Annotated in this window: 19 protein-coding genes and 1 riboswitch; of the genes, 1 reads left to right on the top strand and 18 read right to left on the bottom strand. The window is 50.1% G+C overall.

Annotated elements, in window-relative coordinates:
• Nucleotides 1-131 precede the first annotated feature (131 nt).
• The 12 genes from thiO to AC0YNS_RS15110 form a co-directional block, all read right to left on the bottom strand.
• Nucleotides 132-1,244 (bottom strand): glycine oxidase ThiO, encoded by a 1,113-nt coding sequence (gene thiO / locus AC0YNS_RS15165; RefSeq protein WP_475781808.1) that lies wholly within the window; start codon nt 1,242-1,244, stop codon nt 132-134.
• 42 nt (nt 1,245-1,286) lie between these two features.
• Nucleotides 1,287-2,066 (bottom strand): thiazole synthase, encoded by a 780-nt coding sequence (locus tag AC0YNS_RS15160; protein WP_090985733.1) that lies wholly within the window; start codon nt 2,064-2,066, stop codon nt 1,287-1,289.
• A gap of 9 nt (nt 2,067-2,075) precedes the next feature.
• Complete coding sequence (gene thiS / locus AC0YNS_RS15155; RefSeq protein WP_475781807.1) at nt 2,076-2,273, bottom strand: sulfur carrier protein ThiS; 198 nt, start codon at nt 2,271-2,273, stop codon at nt 2,076-2,078.
• A 14-nt stretch (nt 2,274-2,287) separates the two neighbouring features.
• Entirely contained in the window at nt 2,288-2,905 is a 618-nt protein-coding gene (gene thiE, locus AC0YNS_RS15150; RefSeq protein ID WP_475781806.1) for a thiamine phosphate synthase, read from the bottom strand.
• Nucleotides 2,906-2,923: 18 nt separating this feature from the next.
• Nucleotides 2,924-3,937: a ThiF family adenylyltransferase gene (locus tag AC0YNS_RS15145; RefSeq protein ID WP_475781805.1), complete on the bottom strand. Its 1,014-nt coding sequence runs from the start codon at nt 3,935-3,937 to the stop codon at nt 2,924-2,926.
• Between the two features lie 19 nt (nt 3,938-3,956).
• Nucleotides 3,957-4,964 carry an ABC transporter substrate-binding protein gene (locus AC0YNS_RS15140; RefSeq protein WP_475781804.1) on the bottom strand — a complete coding sequence of 336 codons (1,008 nt, stop codon included), beginning with the start codon at nt 4,962-4,964 and terminating at the stop codon, nt 3,957-3,959.
• A gap of 13 nt (nt 4,965-4,977) precedes the next feature.
• A complete protein-coding gene (locus tag AC0YNS_RS15135) occupies nt 4,978-5,730 on the bottom strand; it encodes an ABC transporter permease (RefSeq protein ID WP_475781803.1) in 753 nt (250 codons plus the stop codon).
• On the bottom strand, nt 5,727-6,554 hold the full coding sequence (locus AC0YNS_RS15130; protein WP_475781802.1) for an ABC transporter ATP-binding protein: 828 nt from the start codon (nt 6,552-6,554) through the stop codon (nt 5,727-5,729). Before AC0YNS_RS15130 ends, AC0YNS_RS15135 begins: the two co-directional genes overlap by 4 nt.
• Nucleotides 6,542-7,213, bottom strand: coding sequence for a thiaminase II (tenA, locus tag AC0YNS_RS15125; protein ID WP_475781801.1), 672 nt, complete (start codon nt 7,211-7,213; stop codon nt 6,542-6,544). Before tenA ends, AC0YNS_RS15130 begins: the two co-directional genes overlap by 13 nt.
• A gap of 30 nt (nt 7,214-7,243) precedes the next feature.
• A complete protein-coding gene (locus AC0YNS_RS15120; protein ID WP_475781800.1) occupies nt 7,244-8,533 on the bottom strand; it encodes an acetylornithine deacetylase in 1,290 nt (429 codons plus the stop codon).
• Between the two features lie 72 nt (nt 8,534-8,605).
• Nucleotides 8,606-8,716, bottom strand: a riboswitch (TPP riboswitch).
• Nucleotides 8,717-8,768: 52 nt separating this feature from the next.
• A complete protein-coding gene (locus AC0YNS_RS15115; protein ID WP_475781799.1) occupies nt 8,769-10,841 on the bottom strand; it encodes a methyl-accepting chemotaxis protein in 2,073 nt (690 codons plus the stop codon).
• Between the two features lie 204 nt (nt 10,842-11,045).
• A complete protein-coding gene (locus AC0YNS_RS15110) occupies nt 11,046-12,293 on the bottom strand; it encodes a Bcr/CflA family efflux MFS transporter (RefSeq protein ID WP_475781798.1) in 1,248 nt (415 codons plus the stop codon).
• Nucleotides 12,294-12,813: 520 nt separating this feature from the next.
• Here AC0YNS_RS15110 and AC0YNS_RS15105 point away from each other — a divergent pair.
• Nucleotides 12,814-13,758, top strand: a complete 945-nt coding sequence (locus AC0YNS_RS15105; protein ID WP_475781797.1) for an aminoglycoside phosphotransferase family protein — start codon at nt 12,814-12,816, stop codon at nt 13,756-13,758.
• Nucleotides 13,759-13,852: 94 nt separating this feature from the next.
• Here the strand turns inward: AC0YNS_RS15105 and AC0YNS_RS15100 are convergent, their stop codons facing one another.
• The 6 genes from AC0YNS_RS15100 to AC0YNS_RS15075 form a co-directional block, all read right to left on the bottom strand.
• Nucleotides 13,853-14,689: a phytanoyl-CoA dioxygenase family protein gene (locus tag AC0YNS_RS15100; RefSeq protein WP_475781796.1), complete on the bottom strand. Its 837-nt coding sequence runs from the start codon at nt 14,687-14,689 to the stop codon at nt 13,853-13,855.
• An 81-nt stretch (nt 14,690-14,770) separates the two neighbouring features.
• Nucleotides 14,771-15,787: a LacI family DNA-binding transcriptional regulator gene (locus tag AC0YNS_RS15095; protein ID WP_475781795.1), complete on the bottom strand. Its 1,017-nt coding sequence runs from the start codon at nt 15,785-15,787 to the stop codon at nt 14,771-14,773.
• Nucleotides 15,788-15,794: 7 nt separating this feature from the next.
• Nucleotides 15,795-16,634 (bottom strand): carbohydrate ABC transporter permease, encoded by an 840-nt coding sequence (locus AC0YNS_RS15090; protein ID WP_475781794.1) that lies wholly within the window; start codon nt 16,632-16,634, stop codon nt 15,795-15,797.
• Nucleotides 16,635-16,653: 19 nt separating this feature from the next.
• Complete coding sequence (locus AC0YNS_RS15085; protein WP_475781793.1) at nt 16,654-17,529, bottom strand: carbohydrate ABC transporter permease; 876 nt, start codon at nt 17,527-17,529, stop codon at nt 16,654-16,656.
• Nucleotides 17,530-17,630: 101 nt separating this feature from the next.
• A complete protein-coding gene (locus tag AC0YNS_RS15080; protein WP_475781792.1) occupies nt 17,631-18,971 on the bottom strand; it encodes an ABC transporter substrate-binding protein in 1,341 nt (446 codons plus the stop codon).
• Nucleotides 18,972-19,259: 288 nt separating this feature from the next.
• The gene (locus tag AC0YNS_RS15075; protein ID WP_475781791.1) at nt 19,260-20,165 is read right to left on the bottom strand and encodes an aldo/keto reductase; all 906 of its coding nucleotides are present in this window, start codon (nt 20,163-20,165) and stop codon (nt 19,260-19,262) included.
• Between the last annotated feature and the right edge of the window lie 5 nt (nt 20,166-20,170).

Below are 20,170 nucleotides of genomic sequence, written 5' to 3'. Positions count from 1 at the left end.
TCAGCATGACACCAATAACGTTTATATGACGAGAATGATGAACAGTTCGATGAATGAATATAAGAAAAGGCAAGACTCCACAAATGAATGTGAAAGCCTTGCCTTGTATGATTATAGAATCCTTTTCTCTTCTAGGAAAACCGCCCCGGCAAGAACGCATCATAGTCCGGCGATGCCGCCCTCTTCCCTTCGATCCAATCCGCTGCCAGCTTGGCGGTCGCAGGACTAAGCAGAATGCCATTGCGATAATGCCCAACCGCAAACACCACTCGCTTAGCAGCGTCGACTGCACCGATTAGCGGAAGCCCATCCTGCGTGGAGGGGCGCAAGCCGGCCCAGCGATGAAACGGCTCTCTCTCTCCCAGAAACGGGAACACCTTCTTGTTCCATCTCGTAAGACGCTCGATCCCCTTGGCCGTAACGGAAGTATCGAAGCCGGCAACATCCTCGGAAGCACCGCATACGACGGTCCCGTTTTCTTTGCCCACCAGATAGCCCTGATTGCCGAAGACCATATGCTGAACCGGCTTCGCTTCAACTTCATATGCACAAATTTGACCGCGAATCGGGTACACGGGAATTTGAATGCCAAACGTATCGGAGAGCTCTTGCGCCCATACCCCCGAGCACACCAGCAATCGATCTCCGCTGAACAGACGTCCATCGGCAGATTGAATACGTATCTCGCTCTCCCACTCAACTACGCTAAGCTGCTCGAGATTCTCATGGATACAAACTCCCAGCAATCGGCAAGCTTGCTCCAGCGCTTTGACATAATGAGGGGCATAGAGATGACTCTCCTCCGGTGTATGCAGCGCAGCTCTTACATTCGTTGACAGATGAGGCTCAAGACGCAGCAACGCATCCCCTTCCACTATGCTGCCGGAGGAACCGTACTGACGCTGCCATAAGAGTCTACCTTCCAGTGCCAGCAAATCCGCATCATGGTACGCAATATAGAGACTGCCTGAGTTCGTGTATTCGAAGGTTTGCCCGGAAATCTCCTTCACACCGGCCTGCCAATCGGGATAAAGCTGTAGACTTTCCAGGCAAAAGCGGAAAAAAGCATCGGAACCCTCTACATTCTCGGAATATGGCGCCAGCATGCCCGCGGCCGCTCCGGACGCCTGGCCTCCGCAGCGATTGATTTCCAGCACCGTAACCTGATAACCCCGCTGCTGTAACTCGTATGCACAGGATAATCCGATGACTCCGCCTCCCATGACCACAATGCTCTCTTTCATTTCCAGACCAACTCTCCCAAGTACTCGCTCACTAGTTCGCCATTATTTCAATTTAAACGCATCCAAACCGCTGCTTGCCGACGCATACCGTTTCTTCTCAATCCGACCGGATAGATAAGCAAGACGACCTGCTTCAATGCCCATTCGCATCGCTTGCGCCATGCCGACAGGATTTCTGGCTTTGGCAACTGGGGTGTTCATAAGGACTGCCGATACGCCAAGCTCCATCGCTTGCGCGACATCGCTCACCGAACCAAGTCCGGCATCCACGATGATCGGTACTTGGGCATCTTCAACGATCAGACTTAAATGATAGGGATTCAGAATGCCAAGTCCCGTACCGATTGGGGCTGCGCCGGGCATTACTGCCGCCGCTCCCGCTTCTTCAAGTCTTTTGCACATGATTGGATCATCCGTAATATACGGAAGCACTGTAAACCCTTCTTTCACGAGGATTTCCGTCGCTTTCAACGTTTCAATCGGGTCCGGCAGCAGTGTCCGTTCATTCGCGCTAATCTCGACTTTGATCCAGTCGCTCAGGCCGGATGCGCGCGCCAATCGGGCGATTCGAACCGCTTCGTCCGCTGTCCTTGCACCGGACGTATTCGGTAGATAGATATATTCACCATCCTGCACATGCTGCAGAATAGAATCGTCCTCAGTGGATTCTAAGTTAATGCGCCGAATAGCAAAGGTCAGCACCTGAGCACCCGAGGCTTTGATCGCTTCCATTTGCACATAGGGATTAGGGAAAAGTCCTGTACCGATAAAGAAACGAGAAGATAATTCACGGCCGCCAATCTTGAATACATCCTGCTTCATCCGTTTACTTCAACCTCCTCCGACAAAATGAACAAGCTCGATTTGCATGTCTTGTCGAACCGCCGCGGTCTCCCATTGTGCGGCAGTAAGCACAGCGCCGTCCGCCTCAACCACGATCGGTTTGCCGGCTAACCCATAATGGATAATGACATCCTGAATCGTCCGGGCTTCCAGTTCCTGCTTCTGACCATTGATTACAAGCACCATAAGCACACCAACCCCTATTTATTCAGCTTCTCGAGGAACGCTTCACAAGTCCCGCGCACATCGCTGCTTCCGACAATTCCGCTAACTACACAAATGCGTGTCGCGCCTGCGGCAAGTACTTCATCTACGTTGCCAAGTTTAATGCCGCCAATGGCTACAAAAGGAATTCGCACGCTCGCCGCAACCTCACGTACATACGATACTCCAACCGGATCAACGACATCGACTTTCGTCTTCGTAGCGAAAACAGGACCAACGCCGATATAATCTGCACCATCACGTTCCGCCTGAAGCGCTTCTTCTAGTTTATGTGTGGAGATGCCGATGATTTTGCTGCCAACGATTCGTCTTGCTTCATGCAGCGGCACATCATCTTGGCCCAGATGGATGCCATCCGCATCGACCTCCATCGCAACATCGATGTGGTCGTTTACGATAAACGTAACGCCATGCTTCCTGGTAAGCTCCCGAAGCGCCTGCGCTTTCCGCAGCAGCTCTGGTTTACCGCTCGTTTTATCCCGCAGCTGAATGATATCCACGCCGCCTAGAATCGCTTCCTCCATGACTTCGATCATGTCACGTCCGGGGTGGAATTGCTCTCCTGTAATCGCATATAAACGAAACTCTTTCATTCTACTAGTCCCTCCCTATTAAGATCCGATATAGCGGGCATACAAAATCTTCGCGCGAACCAAATCATCCGTTCCCTGCACGAATACGCGACCATCCGGAAATAAGACAAGTCTCTCTCCCTCCGGCAGTTCAGCTCGAAGCAGATAAGCATTCACGCTCACCTCTACCACCGCTGGCGCAAGTCGCGCTCGCCATACCTCCAGATCAATAGGACCGTTCCCGGCCATTTGCACCGTTTCTCGTCCGCACAAGGAGATAGCCGAATCTTGCTCAGCCTTATCCAGAGCGGGATATTGCTTTAATTGGCAGCAGGGACAGTTGCTCCGTGGTTCGCCAAGCTTCATATCGTAGGCGTGATTGGCCCACAGATCAAAGGTAACCAGACTGTTTCTGCGTTTGTCATGCGCTCCGACCAAATATTTCATCGCTTCTACGGCTTGATAGGAAGCGACAATATCGACGACAGGCGCAATGACGCCGATCGTATCGCAAGTTTGCCCGCTGGCATCGGCAGATTGTATGAAGCAGCGCAAGCAAGGCGTGCTTCCCGGAACCAGAATCGCGCTCATCCCTCGCGAGCTGACCGCACCGCCATACGTGAAGGGAATGCCCATCTTAAAGCATGCATCATTGAGCAGAAATCTCGTTTGGAAATTATCCGTCCCATCCAGAACCAAATCGATTCCCTCTAGGAGGGATTCTATATTATGAACGGTGACATCGGCCACAATCGCTTCGAGCCTGACATCGGAGTTGATCTTGCGCAGTTTCTTCTCGGCAGCGATGACCTTGGGATAGCCTTGCCGAACATCGTCCTCATCGAATAACATTTGCCGCTGCAAATTGCTCTGCTCCACATAATCCCGGTCCACGAACCGCACCAGACCTACACCGGCTCTTACCATATGGTTAGCCAACACCGTGCCCAGCGCGCCCATGCCGACAATCAAGACCGCACTGTCCTTCAGCTTCTGCTGACCGGCTTCTCCGATTGGCGCAAACAGCATCTGCCTTGAATATCGTTCATTCATCTGTCCGACTCTCCTCGCCTTACAAATTGCGGAATGCTTCTGCTGCCTTCACGCTCTTCGAGATCTGACCTTGCTCGGTCAGCCACGTAATCACGTCGTTCCATGATTGCTCCGACTGACTGGCAAAAGGCTCTGTTCCAGCATCCATCAAGGGCAGTAAGATCGCTAAGCTTTGTTTCTCGACAGCAGCATCCAGCGGGAAGTCTGCGCTCTGCTCATCCAGCAGCAGCTGCAGCGCTTCATCCGGATGGCTTGCCGTATAGGCCTGCCCTTTGCCCGCTGCCTCTATGAATTTCTTAATGGCGTCACGCTTACTGTTCAGCCCTTCTTCACTTGCGGTAAGTACCAGCTCATAGTAATCCGGCACGCCGTATTTGGAAGGATCGAAGGCCGTCAGCTTCTCGCCCTCTTTCTCCAATAAAAGCTTCTCGTGATTCACGTAACCGCCGATGATCGCGTCGACCTTCTTCGTCGTCATCGCCGGAATCAGATCCCAGCCAACATCTGTATAAGACAGCTTCGACGGGTCGCCGCCGTCTGACTTCACCATCGTATTGACAATCGCTTCATCGAGCGGGATCGAAGGGTAACCGATTTTTCGGCCGACCAGATCCTTGGGACTGCGAATCTCGGGCGAATCGAGCACAAGCAATTGATTGAGCGGATGACGAACGATTGCGCCGACAGACACGATCGGAATCCCTTCGGAACGTGAGATCGCCACCTGCATTTGATAGCTCAGCGCCAGATCCGCTTTACCGGTTGCCACCAGCTTCAGCGCATCGTTCGTGTCCGCCGGCGTTTGCAGATTCACTTTCAAACCAGCCTCTTTAAAGTATCCCTGCTCTTGTGCCGCATACAGGAACGTATGCACGGCATTCGGATACCAATCGAGCAGTACCGTAATTTCCGTTTCCCCATTAGCTGCCTGCTTATTGGACCCACAACCTGCAACTACCAATATAACCAATGCAAGAGCTGCCGTCTTCCAGGTGTTTCTCGACCATACACGTAAATTCACTGTCATTTCTCCTTTTCACTTAACTTCTGCGATGACCAAGGCAAGCTCGCTCTAACCATTGAACCGCGAGGAACAGGATAATTCCCATAGCCGATAGCAAAAGCACCCCTGAGAACACCGCTTCACCGCGCAGCATATTGGATGCCCGCTTCGTGTACATCCCGAGACCACTTTCGCCGCCGAGCCATTCCCCAAGCGTTGCGCCGCCAACACTGATCGCCGCTGCCATCTTCAGCCCCGTGAAGAATCCCGGAAGTGCAGAGGGAATCTTCCACTTCGTGAGGAGATCGCGTTTGCGAGCCCCCATTGTCCGCATCAGCTCCCCGATATCGGGATCTGCCGAGCGAAGCCCATCTGCTGTATTCACAGCAAGCGGGAAGAACGTGAACAAGACGACCACGGCAATCTTGCTCCATATCTCATAACCGAACCACATGACCATGATTGGTGATAAAGCGATAATCGGAATGGTTTGGGAGCCGACAATAAGCGGGTAAATCGTCTTCTTCGCTAAACCGGAGCTTTCAATCCAAGCGGCAGCCAGCGTTCCGAACAGGACGGAAATGCCCAGCCCGAGCAGAGATTCTCCCAGCGTGACGCCAAAATGTTTCCCCAGCAGCTGTTTATTCTCCCACATGGAGACGAACACATCCGATAACCTTGGAATGATGTAATGCGGGATGTTCATGACCCTCGTTCCTACTTCCCAAAGCAAAGCAAGCAGCAGGATGAATACAAGGACAGGCACATTAGCGATTATGCTTCGTTTCATGACCTATTTCCTCCATTCGAGCGGCCGACACCGAAACCAATCCAATCCAGCAGCTGTCGCTTCAAGTTGATGAACGTCTCATCCAGCGCCGCTTCATAGCCGCGAGGGCGAGGCAAATTGACGTTCAGCTCACGAAGCGTCGTGATAGGTGATTGCGCAGCAACGAGTACCCGATCCGATAGGAGCAGCGCCTCATCAACGTCATGCGTGATGAATAGAATCGTCTTGCGGTGCTGCTCCCAAACTTGCAGCAGCCACTCCTGCATACTGATCCGCGTCATGGCATCCAAGGCGCTGAAGGGTTCATCCAGCAGGAACAGCTCCCCTCCGCCCAGTAAGGAGCGCAGAAACGATACGCGCTGACGCATACCGCCGGATAACTCATGCGGGAATTTGTTTTCCGTTCCTTCCAGCCCTAAACCCGGCAGCAGCTCTACGACTTGGCGACGGGCTTCCCGCTTCGATGTTCCGCGCAGCTCCAAGCCAATTGCAGCATTATCGAGCACGGATCTCCATGGGAGAAGGCAGTCCTTCTGCGGCATATAGCCAATCTTCCCAAGCTTCGTTGCTGCTGTCGCGGAGTCGCCTGCTGCGCCTATAGCAATCGTGCCCGCTGTAGGAGCAAGCAGTCCGGACAACAGCCGGAACAGCGTTGTTTTGCCGATCCCGCTTGCCGCCAGGATGCTAACAAACTCGCCTTGTTTAATCGTGAAGCTGAGCGATTCGAATAATGGTGATTCCTGCGGAAAAGAAAAGCTGAGCCCGCGTACCGATAACGCGGCTTGCTGCCCGCCCGCCTCTATGTTTGTGCTCAAACCGGCCACTCCTCTTGTCGATAGGCCATATCCCAGAACATATACTCAAGCTTGGATGCGACGAGGAAACGCTCCTCCAACTGTGCAAGCTCCGCCTCAGGCTGGTCTTCTGCCAAACGATCCATCAAACCAATGCACCATAGGGTTAAGGCCTCGAATTCCTCGGAACCGTACATCAAGATCCACTCCCGATAAAGCGGATGATCCAAGGCGCCCGGAATTTTCATAAAGGTTGCCCCAATTTCCTGGTAACTCCACATGCATGGCAGCAGCGCGGCCACCACTTCTGCGAGGGAGCCCTGTGCAGCGACATCCAGCAAATATTTGGTATAGGCAACCGTAGTCGGCGCAGGACGCGTCTGCTCCAGCTCCTCTCGCGTGACGCCGAAACGCGCTGCGTAACCCCGGTGGAGTTCCATCTCGATATGAAGCGTGGAATGCAGCAATTCTGCGAACTTTACCATCGTTTCCATATCTCTGGCCTTCATGCTGCCCATCGCGAACAGTTTGGCATAATCGATCAGATAGACATAATCTTGCTTCAAATAATAGATAAAGCGCTGCGGATCAAGCGTCCCTTCCCGCAATTCCGTCAGAAACGGATGCTGATGGCTCTTGACCCAAATCTCATGCGCTGAACGGTACAGTCTTTCACTAAAACGACTCACTGGTTTTCCTCCATCCTCTTACCTATTCCGTCACTTGTCGCCGTGCTTTCTCCGATTACACCATTCCGCTATGAAGCCAATCATGACTTTGACGTAATCCACGAGTTCCTTCATAGCTGTGCTTTCATTAACGCCATGCGCATGCGCAAGTTCACCCGGACCGTAGATAACCGTCTTGATTCCTGCACGTCCGATCCAGCCTGCATCCGTTACGGTTGGACTCATGCCCATCTGGGGTTCAGTGCCCATCACTCGTTGGTGGCCCGCGAACAATGTCTTCAGCCCCTCGCTCTCTGTGTCCAGCTCCAGAGAGGGGAATATTTCGCCGCGTTCCTCAATCATAGACCGACCGCCCCAACGGAAAGTAGGCGGATTGTTCCTCAGCCATGGATCGGCTTGCGCGATGGCAAGCAAATGCTCCTCCACCTCAGCGGCAACCGTTTCATAATCTTCATTCGGATAAAAATGAACCGTCATCCACAAGGCACACTTATCTGCGATGAAGGCCGCATGGCGACCCCCTTCAATAACGGCAGGATTAATCGTATTCGAACCGGCCGGAAAACCGGGATAGGATTTGGTCACAGCCCAGTGTCGCTCTAACTCTTGCAGCCCTGTAATCAGTTTGGCCATCTTCTCGATCGCGCTAGCCCCTTGAATGCCGCCGCCTGCATGAATCATGCGTGCTCGCATGCCATCATGGTAGGTAACCGGACTTTGAATCGTCACCCAGCCGGTGATGACGCCGCCTTGTCCTTGAATAGCCATTGCGCTAGTATCCGCCACAACGGCAAAATCCGCCGTATATCCGCGTTCCATGCAAGCACGCGTCCCGGCTTCGCCTGCCTCTTCCCCAATAACGGAATGAAACAGCAGATCGCCTCGCAGCTCTACTCCGGCTTCGGTCAACAGCTTCACGGCGAATAGAAGAGCGGCAAGCCCGCCTTTCATATCCGCAGTTCCCCTGCCGTAGGCTCTGCCATCCTTCAAGGTCAGCCGGAAGGGGGCTTCGTGCCACTCGCTGCTATCTCCAACCTCGGCTACATCCATGTGTCCGTTCAGTAGCAGGCTTTGATGCGTCTCCCGCTGCGTACCGCGTTTGATCGCCGTAACGTTCGGATCGCCGGGATAAACCTCCCATAATTCCGTCTCAAATCCATTCGCTCGAAGATAGTCCTCCAAGAACCGCTGCGCATCTAACGTGTTTCGCGCAGGCGGGCTGACTGTTGGGAATGCGATCAACTCGGCGAGCAAAGCAAACAGTTCACCCTGTCGCTCCTCTACCTGCTGCTGCAATTGCGAAATGATGGATTCTCTCATTACCTATGTTCTCCTTTCCGTAGGAAAGCAGGCATGAACCATAGAAAAAAACCATTCGAGAATATACGAATGGTTTGGATTCGATACGTTCTCTACGCCAGCATTACCTGGTTCAGATTAACGGTCAGGGAAATAACGTTCCCTATCTCAGCCAGACTCCATCCAGCACCCGTACTTCAATATGAAATTATCCTCACTATAGCTCATAAAGCTGTAATTGACAACAAAAGTTAAATCAAGTCCGAGATTCGTTCACATGAAATCTCTTCACGAGTTCATTCAGCGTCGTACACAATTGATTGAGCGCATCTGCCTCTTCGACAACTTTCCCGAAGCCTTTCACCTGTTCTGCCATCGTATCTGATACTTGCTCGGAGGATGCAGCGCTCTCCTCGGAAATGGACGACATCTCATGAACCTCACCGGCCAATTGACTGGAATCGCCGGACACTTCGGTAATGAACGCTCCGTTCGTTTGAAGAATTTCCGTAATCTGATTGATTGTGCCCGACAGCATGCCGAATGCCTGACTTAACTGGTGAACGGCTTCAGATTGCTCCAACGTTCTCTCCTTCACTTGCTTCATCGCGCCGACCGTATGGCTCGCGTCCGACTGCACATTCAGGATGATCTCACTAATATCTTCCGTCGATTTGCGTGACTGCTCTGCCAGTTTCCTCACTTCACTTGACACAACAGCAAAACCTTTTCCTGCCTCGCCCGCTCTCGCTGATTCTATTGAGGCATTGAGCGCCAGCAAATTCGTCTGATTCGCGATATGGGATAATTGCTCGATGATCGTGCTGATGTTTTGCGTTTTGTCATTCAGATTGAAGATTTCCCGCTCGATGTTGTTTATCGCTTGCCCGTTATCTTGATTGATGGCGTTCAAATCTTTCATCAACGACATACCATTCTCGTTACTGGCCTGCATACCGTCCACGACTTGAAGAATGACGTTCGTATTGTCGTAAAGCTGCTTGAATTTATCGGATAGATTCGCGGATATTTCAGAGCTCTTCTCGATCGAATACGATTGCATTTTATTGCCTTGGGCAATCTCGTGCAAGGATGCCGAAACTTCCTCCGAAGATGCCGTTACCTCCTCAGCTACGGAAGCAAGAGAACGAGATGATGAATGAATATGTCCGGATACCGTGCGAATGTTTCTCGTGAGGTTCTCCAGCTCTTCCACCATACTATTGAAATTCGATCCAATCTCACCGATTTCGTCCTTGCTGCCAATCGATGTCCGAACCGTAAAATCGCCTTCCTTTACACGCCTCATATCGAGAATAAGAGTCTTCAGCGGCTTCGAAATTCTGCTGCCCATCCAATAGGCGACTAAGGCGGCTATAACAGCTACACAGATTAGTACGATCATAATACGCTTTGTGAGCGTGAACACATCGCTATAAATATCGCTTTTCGAAGAATCAATCAGCAGCGTTTGCCCGTTGGACAACCTTGCATAAGAGATCATCTTGTCTTCGTTGTTTTCTTGCACCGTCGTGACTCCAAGTTCTTGCTTCTTGATCTGTTCCGCTAAATTCGCATGAATCTTCGCCATATTATCGGTTTGCTTTAATTGCGGATGAATGAGGAAATCAAGATTCGCATTAAGCAACGCGCCATAGCTATTCGCATAAGGCTTGATGCTGCTGACGATATCTGTAAATAAGTTAAAGTTAATATCCATGCCTACGATACCGATGGACTCGCCTTCTTTGAAGATCGGTACCACATAACTGATCATTTCGACGTTGATGTTCTCGTTCATATAAGGATCAAGCCACACCGGTTTGCCAGCGTTCACCGGGATATAATACCATCCCACATGAGCGAGATCAGTCGGATCATACTGACTGAAATCCGTAGGCGTCAATTGTTCGATCTTGCCATCGCCGTCCGAATCCGCATGGAACAGTCCCGATGTAGGAGCGGTGAAATCCGGATTGAACCGGATATAGAACGCCATGGCGCCTTCGGTATTTTGCGAGAATTGTTCGGCCAAGGGTCTGATTTTCTCTTGAAGATCCTTCACGTAACCAGCGTCTGTCTTAAATTTCTGTACATCATCCAGCATCGAGAGGGCCGAGACAGCAAGTCCGTTCACCGACTGCTCGATCGCCTCAATCGTAAGATTCAAGCTCTTCGCATTGGAATCGACGTTCAGTTTGGCCGCCTCGTCGGAGGAATGCTTCAGCATTTGATTGGCTGTATTGATTCCGATTAATCCAACAACCAGTACTGCGACAACCGAGCACATAATAATGGCAATCATAATCTTTGTTTTGACGGTTTTCATCTAGGATGTCCCTTCTTGTTCATCGATGTATAATCTCGCAAACCTAATAAAAAACCTCTTAATAAATAAGAGGTTTAGTAAACACGAATGTTTGTCTGTCTATTATACTAAAATATGGATGTCAAACAAGACTATTTTCCTGAATTTCGTGCACAAATTGCAAAATAATGTATACATCATCAGCAAACTACACCGCTTAGCCAGCTACTCGCAAAGCTGTTCACTTCCGTTTACTCCCATGCCGCTAACGTGAGCTGCTGTACGCGGGCTTCTTCTTACCAGAAGGTAATAAGCCAGCAACGCGGTGAGGCTTGTCAATAATATAATGACGCCTAGCGGAACGGCGGTGTCTTCTCCTGCGATACCGACAAGCGGGGAGACAACCGCTCCAAGTAAGAAGGGAACAACGCCAAGCAGCGCAGCCGCACTGCCAGCCATATGCCCCTGGCTCTCCATCGCAAGCGGGAATGCTGCCGTTGATGTGATGCCAATAGCCGCTACGAACATAAACAGCGGAATTACCAGCGCGACGAGCGGTCCATGGACAATGCCGACAATTAAGACGGTGACACTTGCCAGTAAGGCAAGCCCAAGGCCGAATAGCAGAAAGGCCTGTTCGGATACGCGATGCGACATCCGTCCAACCAGCTGGGATCCGATGATTAAGCTAATGCCGTTCGATGCAAATAATAGAGCGAATACGGTCGGGGAGGCCCCATAGATATTTTGATAAATAAAAGGCGTACCCGAAACATAGGCGAAAACCCCTGCAATCATGATGCCCTGTGCAAGCATATAGCCGAGAAACTGGCGATCTTGCAGGAGCGATCCATAGTTCCGCAGCTGCTCCACGAAATTGCTGGGCCTGCGAAGATCAGATGGCAGCGTCTCCTGCAGTCCCCATTTGGTCATGATTAATAGATAGATTCCCAGTAGTGCCAGTGCAATAAATACCCCGATCCACGTCGTGAAAGAAAGAACACCGCTGCCGGAAACCGGTGCCACGAGCGGACCTAAATTACCGACCAGCAAGAGCATCGAGAAAAACTTCGTAAGTTCATGACCGCTGTACAGGTCGCGTGCGATCGCACGGGATATTACAATGCCAGCCGCTGCGGCGAACCCTTGCACGAACCGGAATGCGATCAACAACCCGATAGTAGGCGAGATTGCGCAAGCTAACGAAGCGGCAACATATGCAGCCATGGCGATCAGCAGGGGATTACGTCTGCCATATACATCGCTCAGCGAACCCATGACCAGCTGGCCGATGCCGAGTCCGAGTAAACAAGCGGTTAAGCTGAGTTGTACCAGTGAAGCTGTCGTATCGAATTGCTTCACAATTTCAGGGAAAGCTGGTAAATACATATCGATCGTAAAAGGCCCGAGTGTCGAGAATATTCCGAGCAGCATCGCTAATCTAAACACGTTCCGACTGTTCTTGTTCGTCATAATCAAGCAAATCTCCTATTCTTCTATCCAAATCCAAGACTCTTATTGGCTCGATTCCGAGCTGAGAGTCTGTTTCTCATCCTATCACAACTGTACGGATGCCGACAACAAACGCGAGCACACAAAATAAGCCAACCCTTCATCACGGGTTGGCTTATTTCAGGACTGGCACTTGCATTTTGCATGCGGTGACAATCTAACGAACCGCAGAGGCGTTATTCGGCTGAATTTCGGTGCTTCGAGATTCTGACGAATCGTAGAGGCGTTATTTGGATATAATCGGCTAAATAGCAACTACGCAAAAACCGACAAATAGAACCCCTACGGTTCGTTAGAATTATTTCGGAGTCATTAATGGACAAATAAGCGCCGTACGGTTCGTCAGCTCATCCAACCTTGCCACAAGTAAAAAATTCTCATACAATAAATTCATCCTATTCGAGAGCGAGCGTGATTGCAATGAAAACCATACAACTATTGGAAGCCGCAGCCATAACGCACAACACTTTCAGGAGGTTCTATGACAAATATAGATCGATTAAAACCCGCTTCAAAACCTGTCAAAATGCACAATAACGAAGTGGAAATTGAGTCCTCGCTGGTGAGACGGTTACTCGAGGAGCAATTCCCGGAGTGGGCGGAGCTTCCGCTTACTCGGATACAGTCCAGCGGAACGGACAACGCGATTTATCTGCTTGGCGAGGATTTAGCCGTTCGAATGCCTCGCATTGATTGGGCAACTGGTCAAGCTGAATTGGAGCAGTATTGGCTGCCAAAACTTGCTCCACATCTGCCGCTTCCCATTCCTGCCCCGCTCGCTATTGGGGTCCCTGCCGAAGGTTATCCCTGGCAGTGGGCTGTCTATCGATGGTTTAAGGGAGCGGATGCCATTGTCGGGAGAATTGACGATTTGGGTCAAGCTGCAGCTGATATCGCGCAGTTCGTCGGCGCCATGCAGCGTATCGACCTTGGCAGCGAGGTCATACCTCCGGCATCCTCACGAGGCATGTCGTTAGCACCGAGAGATACCGGTGTTCGCAAGGCCATTACAGAACTCGAAGGTATGATTGATCAACGCGCGGCAACACTGGCTTGGGAAGAAGCTCTTGGAGTACCCGATTGGCAAGGAGCCGGTGTCTGGATTCACGGTGACATTCACGCAGGGAACGTACTCATAGAGAATGGCTGCATTAGCGCCGTTATCGACTTTGGCTGTATGGGCTTAGGCGATCCCGCATGCGACATGCTGTTTGCTTGGAGTATCCTCACCGATGCAACGCGGCCTAGATTCCGTGCTGTGCTGCAGCCGGATGACGCAACCTGGGCTCGGGGCCGCGGCTATGCATTGTCGATGGGCTTGTTCGCATTGCCGTATTACAAGGACACTAACCCTGTATTTGCCTCCGTCGCAAAACGAATTATTGATGAAGTGCTTACTGATTTCAAGAATAGAAACGAATCTTAACTCGTACGGTGGAACGCCGCCACAGCAGCACAGACCAAAAACCGCATTGCAACCCTCTTCTCAGGGTGCAATGCGGTTTTTTCTAAATTACCTACTAGTGCTTCGGCTCGGCAACAGGAAAGCCGATCTTCTCATTACGCAGCAAACGCTGTGCTTTCACAGACAGCTGATCGTACGTTTCTTGCGGTATTTGAATCGTGCCTTCACGCTGCCTGTTCTCCGAGTAAATTAGCGCGATATTCGGCCTGTGCTTATCGGACTTGTTCGGCGTGCCGCGGTGCCATACTCGATCATCGCGAATCAAGATGGAGCCTGCCGGCATCAGCATCTTGATCCCATGCATATGCTCGGCGAGCTTAGATTTGCTGAATGCATTCGGCGCATACCAGTTATCCGGATGCAAATGCGTCCCGCCCGGCCAAATCTCCATCGGACCGTTATTCTCATGAACATCCACAAGCGGATAATTGACAATTAAATTGGCAATCGGCAAATTCGCAGCGTATTTGTCTCCGTATCGCGAGGATGTATCCGAATGGACAGGCTGTGACTTTCTTCCGCCGGGCATTGACGTATTCGTCGCGAAATAGGTCATTACGCTATCCTCACCCAAAATCCGATCCACGATTTCAGTCACGAATGGATTCGCAATAACCGCTTCATCGCAGAACGGCTCCTCAAACGGCAAGTAGAGTCGTACGTGGTTGGTGCCATCGTTAAATCCATTCTTCGGATTAAGAATCTCTTCGCGATGCTCCTCGAAGTAGGGATCCAGTATGGCTGTATAGCTATTAAACAGCTCGTCGACCTGTGCTCGCGGCAAAACTTCTTCAAACAACACATACCCGTTGACTTTGATCAACTGAATGGCAAGTTCTAACGTTTCCGGAGATAACTTGCCGCTTTCCAGTTCCTCGGCGCTAAGTCTCATTGTATACCAACCTCCATTTGAAAATAATGAACGGTTACTTAAACGTTTGGGATAATCGCCAGCCTAATGTACACGAAGGGTTTACAGCAACCGCTTTGTACTCTCACGTACGATCAATTCATTCTTTAGCACCACGTTGTGGTCAACATCTGTTCCTTCCAGCATCTCGATCAGCAGCTTGGCCGATGCCCAGCCCATCTCGTATTTGTTCTGATGAACGGTAGTCAGCTTCGGCGTACAGTACGAGGAGAGAATGATATCATCATAGCCGACCACGGATACCGAATCAGGGACCTTTCTCCCCCTCTTCTCGAGAGCTCTCATCGCGCCGAGCGCCATCAGATCACTGGAGCAAAATACGGCGGTAACCCCCGGATGTTCGTCCAAAATACGCATCATCGCCTGTTCCCCGCCCTCTTCGGAAAACTTCCCATCGAAAATTTTCGAAGAATCGAAGGCATACTCGCGTTCGAAGAGCGCCTTCTTAAAGCCCCTTAGCCGCTGTTCACTGACATGTGCTTCAACATAACCGTTGATCATCGCGATATTCGTATGGCCCCACTCCATCAAATGATGAATGGCCAATCTAACCCCTTCAATATTGTCGGTTGTCACATTGCCCAGAATCTCATTCGAGAACGGGATGTCGATCAGAACGCACGGAAAATTAGACTTCTTTATGACTTCCTCGAGGTACGGATCGTCGACCCTTAAGCCGAAAATAATGGCTCCATCCACATTTCGCTCCTTGCATAAGTTGTAGTAGGATTTGATCCGCTGCTTGGACGGACTTGTGCTGAACAACAAGATGTCATATTCCATCTCGTTTGCCCGATCATTGATGCCGCATAAGATCTCGAAGGCGAGATTGTCTTTCCCCCCCGAATACTTAAGTCCCGAGAAAATAACGCCAATGGTGCGGGTTTTGCTCGATACCAAGCTTCTCGCTACCGCATTAGGAGAATAATCCAACTCTTCGGCAATCTCATGAATTTTGCGTTTCGTCTCTTGGCTAACGTCATCATATCCGTTAAGCGCTCTGGAAACGGTAGTTGTCGATACACCGGCCATTCTAGCAATATCTTTTATCGTCGCCAAACGCTCATCAACCTTTCACGCCGCCACTGACAACGCTTTGCTGCACCTGTTCCTGAGCCACCATATACAAAATAATGCTAGGCAGCGTCACGAGCGTCAGTGCTGCGAACAGCTGGGTGTAGTTATAGGAGAATTGTTCGGTAAAAAACTGCAAGGCGACAGGCAGCGTCCGATTCTCAGCGGAAGCCGTCAGCATAAACCCATAGAAAAATTCATTCCAGTTGCCGAGGAACATGAGAATGCCTGCCGTTGCCAAGCCTGATCGCGCAAGCGGCAAATTGATATAGAAGAACACCTGCCAGAAGTTAGCCGATTCCATATAAGCCGCTTCATCGAGCTCTCTAGGAATGGAGAGGAACGTAGCCCTCAAGATGAACAGTGATACAGCCAATCCTGCCGATATGTATACGACAATGAGCGCCAATCTCGTATCGTAAAGTCCGGTGATATTGATGAAAGAGAAAATAGGCTGTGCCGTAGCATGGCCGGGAATGAGCAGCGTAATGGAGAACAGAACGAACAGAATATGTTTTCCCTTAAAATCGAATTTCGCAAAAGAATAAGCCGCTAACGCATAGAACAGAAGTGCAATAAGTGTCGAAGTCACCGATATCAATACGGAGTTAGTCGTGTTGCTTAAGAAGTTATTCATCTTCAGCACCGAGTAATAGGCATGAAAGTTAAATTCTACCGGAAGCGCAAACGGCGTGTTCAATATCGCTTTGTTCGATTTAAACGAAGAAACGACAATCCAGAGCAGCGGGACTAGCGATATGCAGACTGTGAATAAGAGCACCAAATAACTGAAAGCCCCTACCAGGCCGCGTTTCAAAGGTTCAGCCTTCATACAGCAGGATCACCACCTATCAGTTGTAGACACTTTTGTTCATCTTGAACACCTTGGTCGTAATGGCCAGAACGCCGATTCCCAGAATAATCATGATCGTTGCGACCGCATTGGCATAACCGAATTGATAGTTAATGATGCCGTCGTAGAGCATGACCGAGATATTATACGTGGAGTTCCCGGGACCGCCTTTGGTCGTCAAGAAGATCGCCTCGAACATTGTAATTCTCGCTATGATCGATAAGATAACCGAAGTCCCAAGCGAACCCCGAATCAAAGGCAAATTGATCCTCCAGTGGATTTGAGCTTCTGTTGCTCCGTCAATTTTGGCCGCTTCATGGAGCTCTTTAGGAATCGCCATGAGGTCAGATAAAACGAGCAGCGTCACGATTACCGCGTAGAAGACCCAGGTTAAGCTGATTGCTGAGAACGCGTACTGCTGATCGAAGAACCAATTCGTATGAAAGTTCGTGAAGCCGAGCTTTCGAATGAAATTATTGAGCAGGCCCATCTGGTCATTGAAGATAAAGCGATAGATGATTGCCCATGCGGATACCGCGATAACGTTGGGAATCATGAATACTCCGCGCACAAATCGCCAGCCGACCGGTCGCTTAAAGATAATAAACGCGACTAACGCTCCGAATGGGACATGAATGAAGGTGGCGATTAGCGACCATTTCAATAAATTCATTAAGGAGACCAGAATCGAATTGTCGTCCGTGAAAATCATTTTATAATTATCGAATCCAATAAATTTGGCCGAATCAAAGCCATTCCACTCCATGAATCCGGTTGTAAACACGGTCAGAATGGGAACGAAATAGAAAATCAGAAAGACGATAAGCGTAGGCACGATAAAGAGATACACCCAGAATTTATTGTACTTGAACATGACCGAACTCCTTCCCGAAGAGCGGTTTGTCTGTGCAAGAAGCGCATTAGTTATTGCTCCGCGCTTCTTGCACAACCTATTCTAGCTGGCTAACTACTGCATTATTTCTTAAACTTCTCGGCCGTGTCTGTCATCGCTTTACAGAACTGTTCGGGCGTCATATCGCTCGTAGCCAGGAGCGGCAAGTTTTTGGCAAACAGGTCCGAGACGGATTGAGGCACGATATCGTAAATCAATCGGTTGAGTGTTTTCATCTTGGAGCCCACTTCATCGTTCAACTGTCTCAGGACCGGATCCAGTTTCGCTTTCGCATCATCCGGCATCGGAAGCTTCGGAGCAAAGCCGCCTTCCGCTACCAGGAATGCATTTAATTCATCCGGTGAGTAGATGAATTTGAAGTACTCGATCAATCCATCCACCGTTTCCTGCGGCGTATCCTTCGGAATGGAATACCAGTATCCGTCAGCAGAGCCGAGCGCGACGCCATTCGGATAAATGGTCGCGCCTACTTTGCCCGCGAAACCCTCGGAGGCTTTGTCCGGATTGCTGAAATCCCCGACCATCCATGGGCCGTTCGCAATCATGGCCGTATTATCGCTGAAGAATTCATTGGCTGCGATGGAATAAGTCGCACCTAGCGCGGACTTCGTTGTGTAATCCGTTAGCAGCTTCTGTACCTTGGCAAAGGTCTCCACCCACAGCGGCGAGTTAAAGTTCGTCACGATATCGCCTTTCGTTAACAGCTCCTGACCTTCCGGCTCAGAGGCGATCATGGCAGAAGCAAGCAGCATCGTCGTCCAACCATTCTCGCCGGTCATGAGGGACAACGGTGTAACCCCGGCTGTTTTCAATTTATCCAGATCGCTGAAGAATCCGTCCCAAGTCGTCGCCGGCTCGGTAATTCCGGCTTTCTGAAGCAATTCTTTGTTGTAATACAGGCCGATCGGACGCTCGAAAGCAAGCGGCAGCGAAACAATCTTGCCATTCTTGTCCGTGTTATATTTAACTGAATCATCAATCAAAATGTTTTTGATTTCTGGATTGTTGTCGATGTAAGGTTTCAGATCGAGGAGATCGCCGTTGTTAATCATAATGTCGGCTAGCTCTTTGTCGACTTCGATAAGCGGGGGTAATTTCTTCTGCTGATAGAGGAGTTTAATTTTCTTCGAGTATTCGTCTTGGACGATTTCCTCGATTTCAATCTTGTACTTGCCTGCATATTTCTTGTTAAAGCGCTCAATTTGAGGAAGGTAAAAGATAGCTCCGACGTTATTTCCCGTTTTGTAGCTCGGGAACTTGATGACTACTTCTTTGCCGGTGTCTGCCTTGTTAGTACCACTATTCGAATTCGCTGACTCACCGCGATTATTGTTGTTGCTGCCACAGGCTGCCAACGTTAGAACAAGAAGGGTTGCAACTAGTAAAAAAACGATTTTCTTCACAGATAAACCTCCCCTAATTTTAGCTCGTTACTTCCGCTTGAGTGAAGTATGACTGAAAATGTGGTGGGTATCAGCTCGAAACCTGTACACTCCTTTCTTGATGGAAAATGAATGGATGCAGTATCCGAAACGTTTAAGGAAGACTGCGCCTTCATTATAATTACGAATGGAAGCGATTACAAGTCGGTTTTTGCCATTCGACTTAACTTGTTAGGATTCGACTTTGAGGTCCTTGGAGTAAATAAAAAACCACTTCTTGTCGAAGTGGCTTCTGTATCATTTAGTCATCTATGCTTTAGGCGATTGACCCGCATCCAGAAGACGACGTTTCGCTTCCTCATAAACATCGGTCGGAAGCACGCCTTTCTGGGCAATTCGTATGTTCTCCGTCAGATGCTCCGGACTCTTCGTCCCGACAATCGTTGTCGTCAAGTCAGGATGACTTAAGGTGAAGCGCAGCAAGAACGCTGTACGGCTTTCGCCTTCTTCCAATAATTCATCGAGCTTGGCATTTTCCCAGGCTGCCCATTTATCCCCGTTACCCAGACCTACGCCCGGTTCGCCGCGCCCGACTCCGCCGCGGATGATGGTTCCTGCACCTGAATGTGCTGCTGTTGAAATCACGTTTTCGTGATCGCGCTCAAGTGCCGAGTAAGGGATTTGGAAGCTGTCGAATACGCCCGTTTCGATGTATTTCGTGATATGAGGAAGCGTTGAAGAGATTCCGATCCACCGGACTTTACCGGTTGCTTGAATTTCTTTCAGCACATCAATCAATTGTCCTTCATCGGTTTGTTCAATGGTCGGATTATGAAGTTGCATTAGGTCGATATAGTCGGTCTTCATTCTCCGTAAACTTACATCCACATTGCGCAGTAGATTATCTCTTGTCCATACATGAGGCGTCTCATCATGATCTCCAGCATCGACAACCGTGCAGCCGCATTTGGTTGCTAAGAAATACTCGCTCCGCCTATTGCTGATAAATCGCCCAATGTACTCTTCACTTAATCCGTAATCGTAAGCCGTGTCAATAAAATTAATTCCGGCATCCAGGACGGCATTCAATATCCGCTCCGCATCCGCATCCGTAACAGGACGGCCTCCCCAGATTCGAGGTCCCCGAATTTCCATTGCACCAAAACCTAACGTGGAAACTTCCAGTCCGGTTCGTCCCAATTGTCGCTTTTGCATCCATT

Source organism: Paenibacillus sp. J22FR21 (assembly GCF_056269135.1).
The sequence above is the reverse complement of the archived record's forward strand: the minus strand, read 5'-3'. Positions and strand labels throughout refer to the sequence as shown.

Excerpts from the sequence above, each read along its gene's own strand:
- thiE (WP_475781806.1), bottom strand. The coding sequence starts at position 2,905 with ATGAAAGAGTTTCGTTTATATGCGATTACAGGAGAGCAATTCCACCCC.
- AC0YNS_RS15135 (WP_475781803.1), bottom strand. The coding sequence starts at position 5,730 with ATGAAACGAAGCATAATCGCTAATGTGCCTGTCCTTGTATTCATCCTG.
- AC0YNS_RS15090 (WP_475781794.1), bottom strand. The coding sequence starts at position 16,634 with ATGAAGGCTGAACCTTTGAAACGCGGCCTGGTAGGGGCTTTCAGTTAT.
- AC0YNS_RS15140 (WP_475781804.1), bottom strand. The coding sequence starts at position 4,964 with ATGACAGTGAATTTACGTGTATGGTCGAGAAACACCTGGAAGACGGCA.
- thiO (WP_475781808.1), bottom strand. The coding sequence starts at position 1,244 with ATGAAAGAGAGCATTGTGGTCATGGGAGGCGGAGTCATCGGATTATCC.
- AC0YNS_RS15160 (WP_090985733.1), bottom strand. The coding sequence starts at position 2,066 with ATGAAGCAGGATGTATTCAAGATTGGCGGCCGTGAATTATCTTCTCGT.
- AC0YNS_RS15100 (WP_475781796.1), bottom strand. The coding sequence starts at position 14,689 with ATGAGACTTAGCGCCGAGGAACTGGAAAGCGGCAAGTTATCTCCGGAA.
- AC0YNS_RS15110 (WP_475781798.1), bottom strand. The coding sequence starts at position 12,293 with ATGACGAACAAGAACAGTCGGAACGTGTTTAGATTAGCGATGCTGCTC.
- AC0YNS_RS15120 (WP_475781800.1), bottom strand. The coding sequence starts at position 8,533 with ATGAGAGAATCCATCATTTCGCAATTGCAGCAGCAGGTAGAGGAGCGA.
- AC0YNS_RS15115 (WP_475781799.1), bottom strand. The coding sequence starts at position 10,841 with ATGAAAACCGTCAAAACAAAGATTATGATTGCCATTATTATGTGCTCG.
- AC0YNS_RS15085 (WP_475781793.1), bottom strand. The coding sequence starts at position 17,529 with ATGTTCAAGTACAATAAATTCTGGGTGTATCTCTTTATCGTGCCTACG.
- AC0YNS_RS15105 (WP_475781797.1), top strand. The coding sequence starts at position 12,814 with ATGACAAATATAGATCGATTAAAACCCGCTTCAAAACCTGTCAAAATG.
- AC0YNS_RS15075 (WP_475781791.1), bottom strand. The coding sequence starts at position 20,165 with ATGCAAAAGCGACAATTGGGACGAACCGGACTGGAAGTTTCCACGTTA.
- AC0YNS_RS15145 (WP_475781805.1), bottom strand. The coding sequence starts at position 3,937 with ATGAATGAACGATATTCAAGGCAGATGCTGTTTGCGCCAATCGGAGAA.
- thiS (WP_475781807.1), bottom strand. The coding sequence starts at position 2,273 with ATGGTGCTTGTAATCAATGGTCAGAAGCAGGAACTGGAAGCCCGGACG.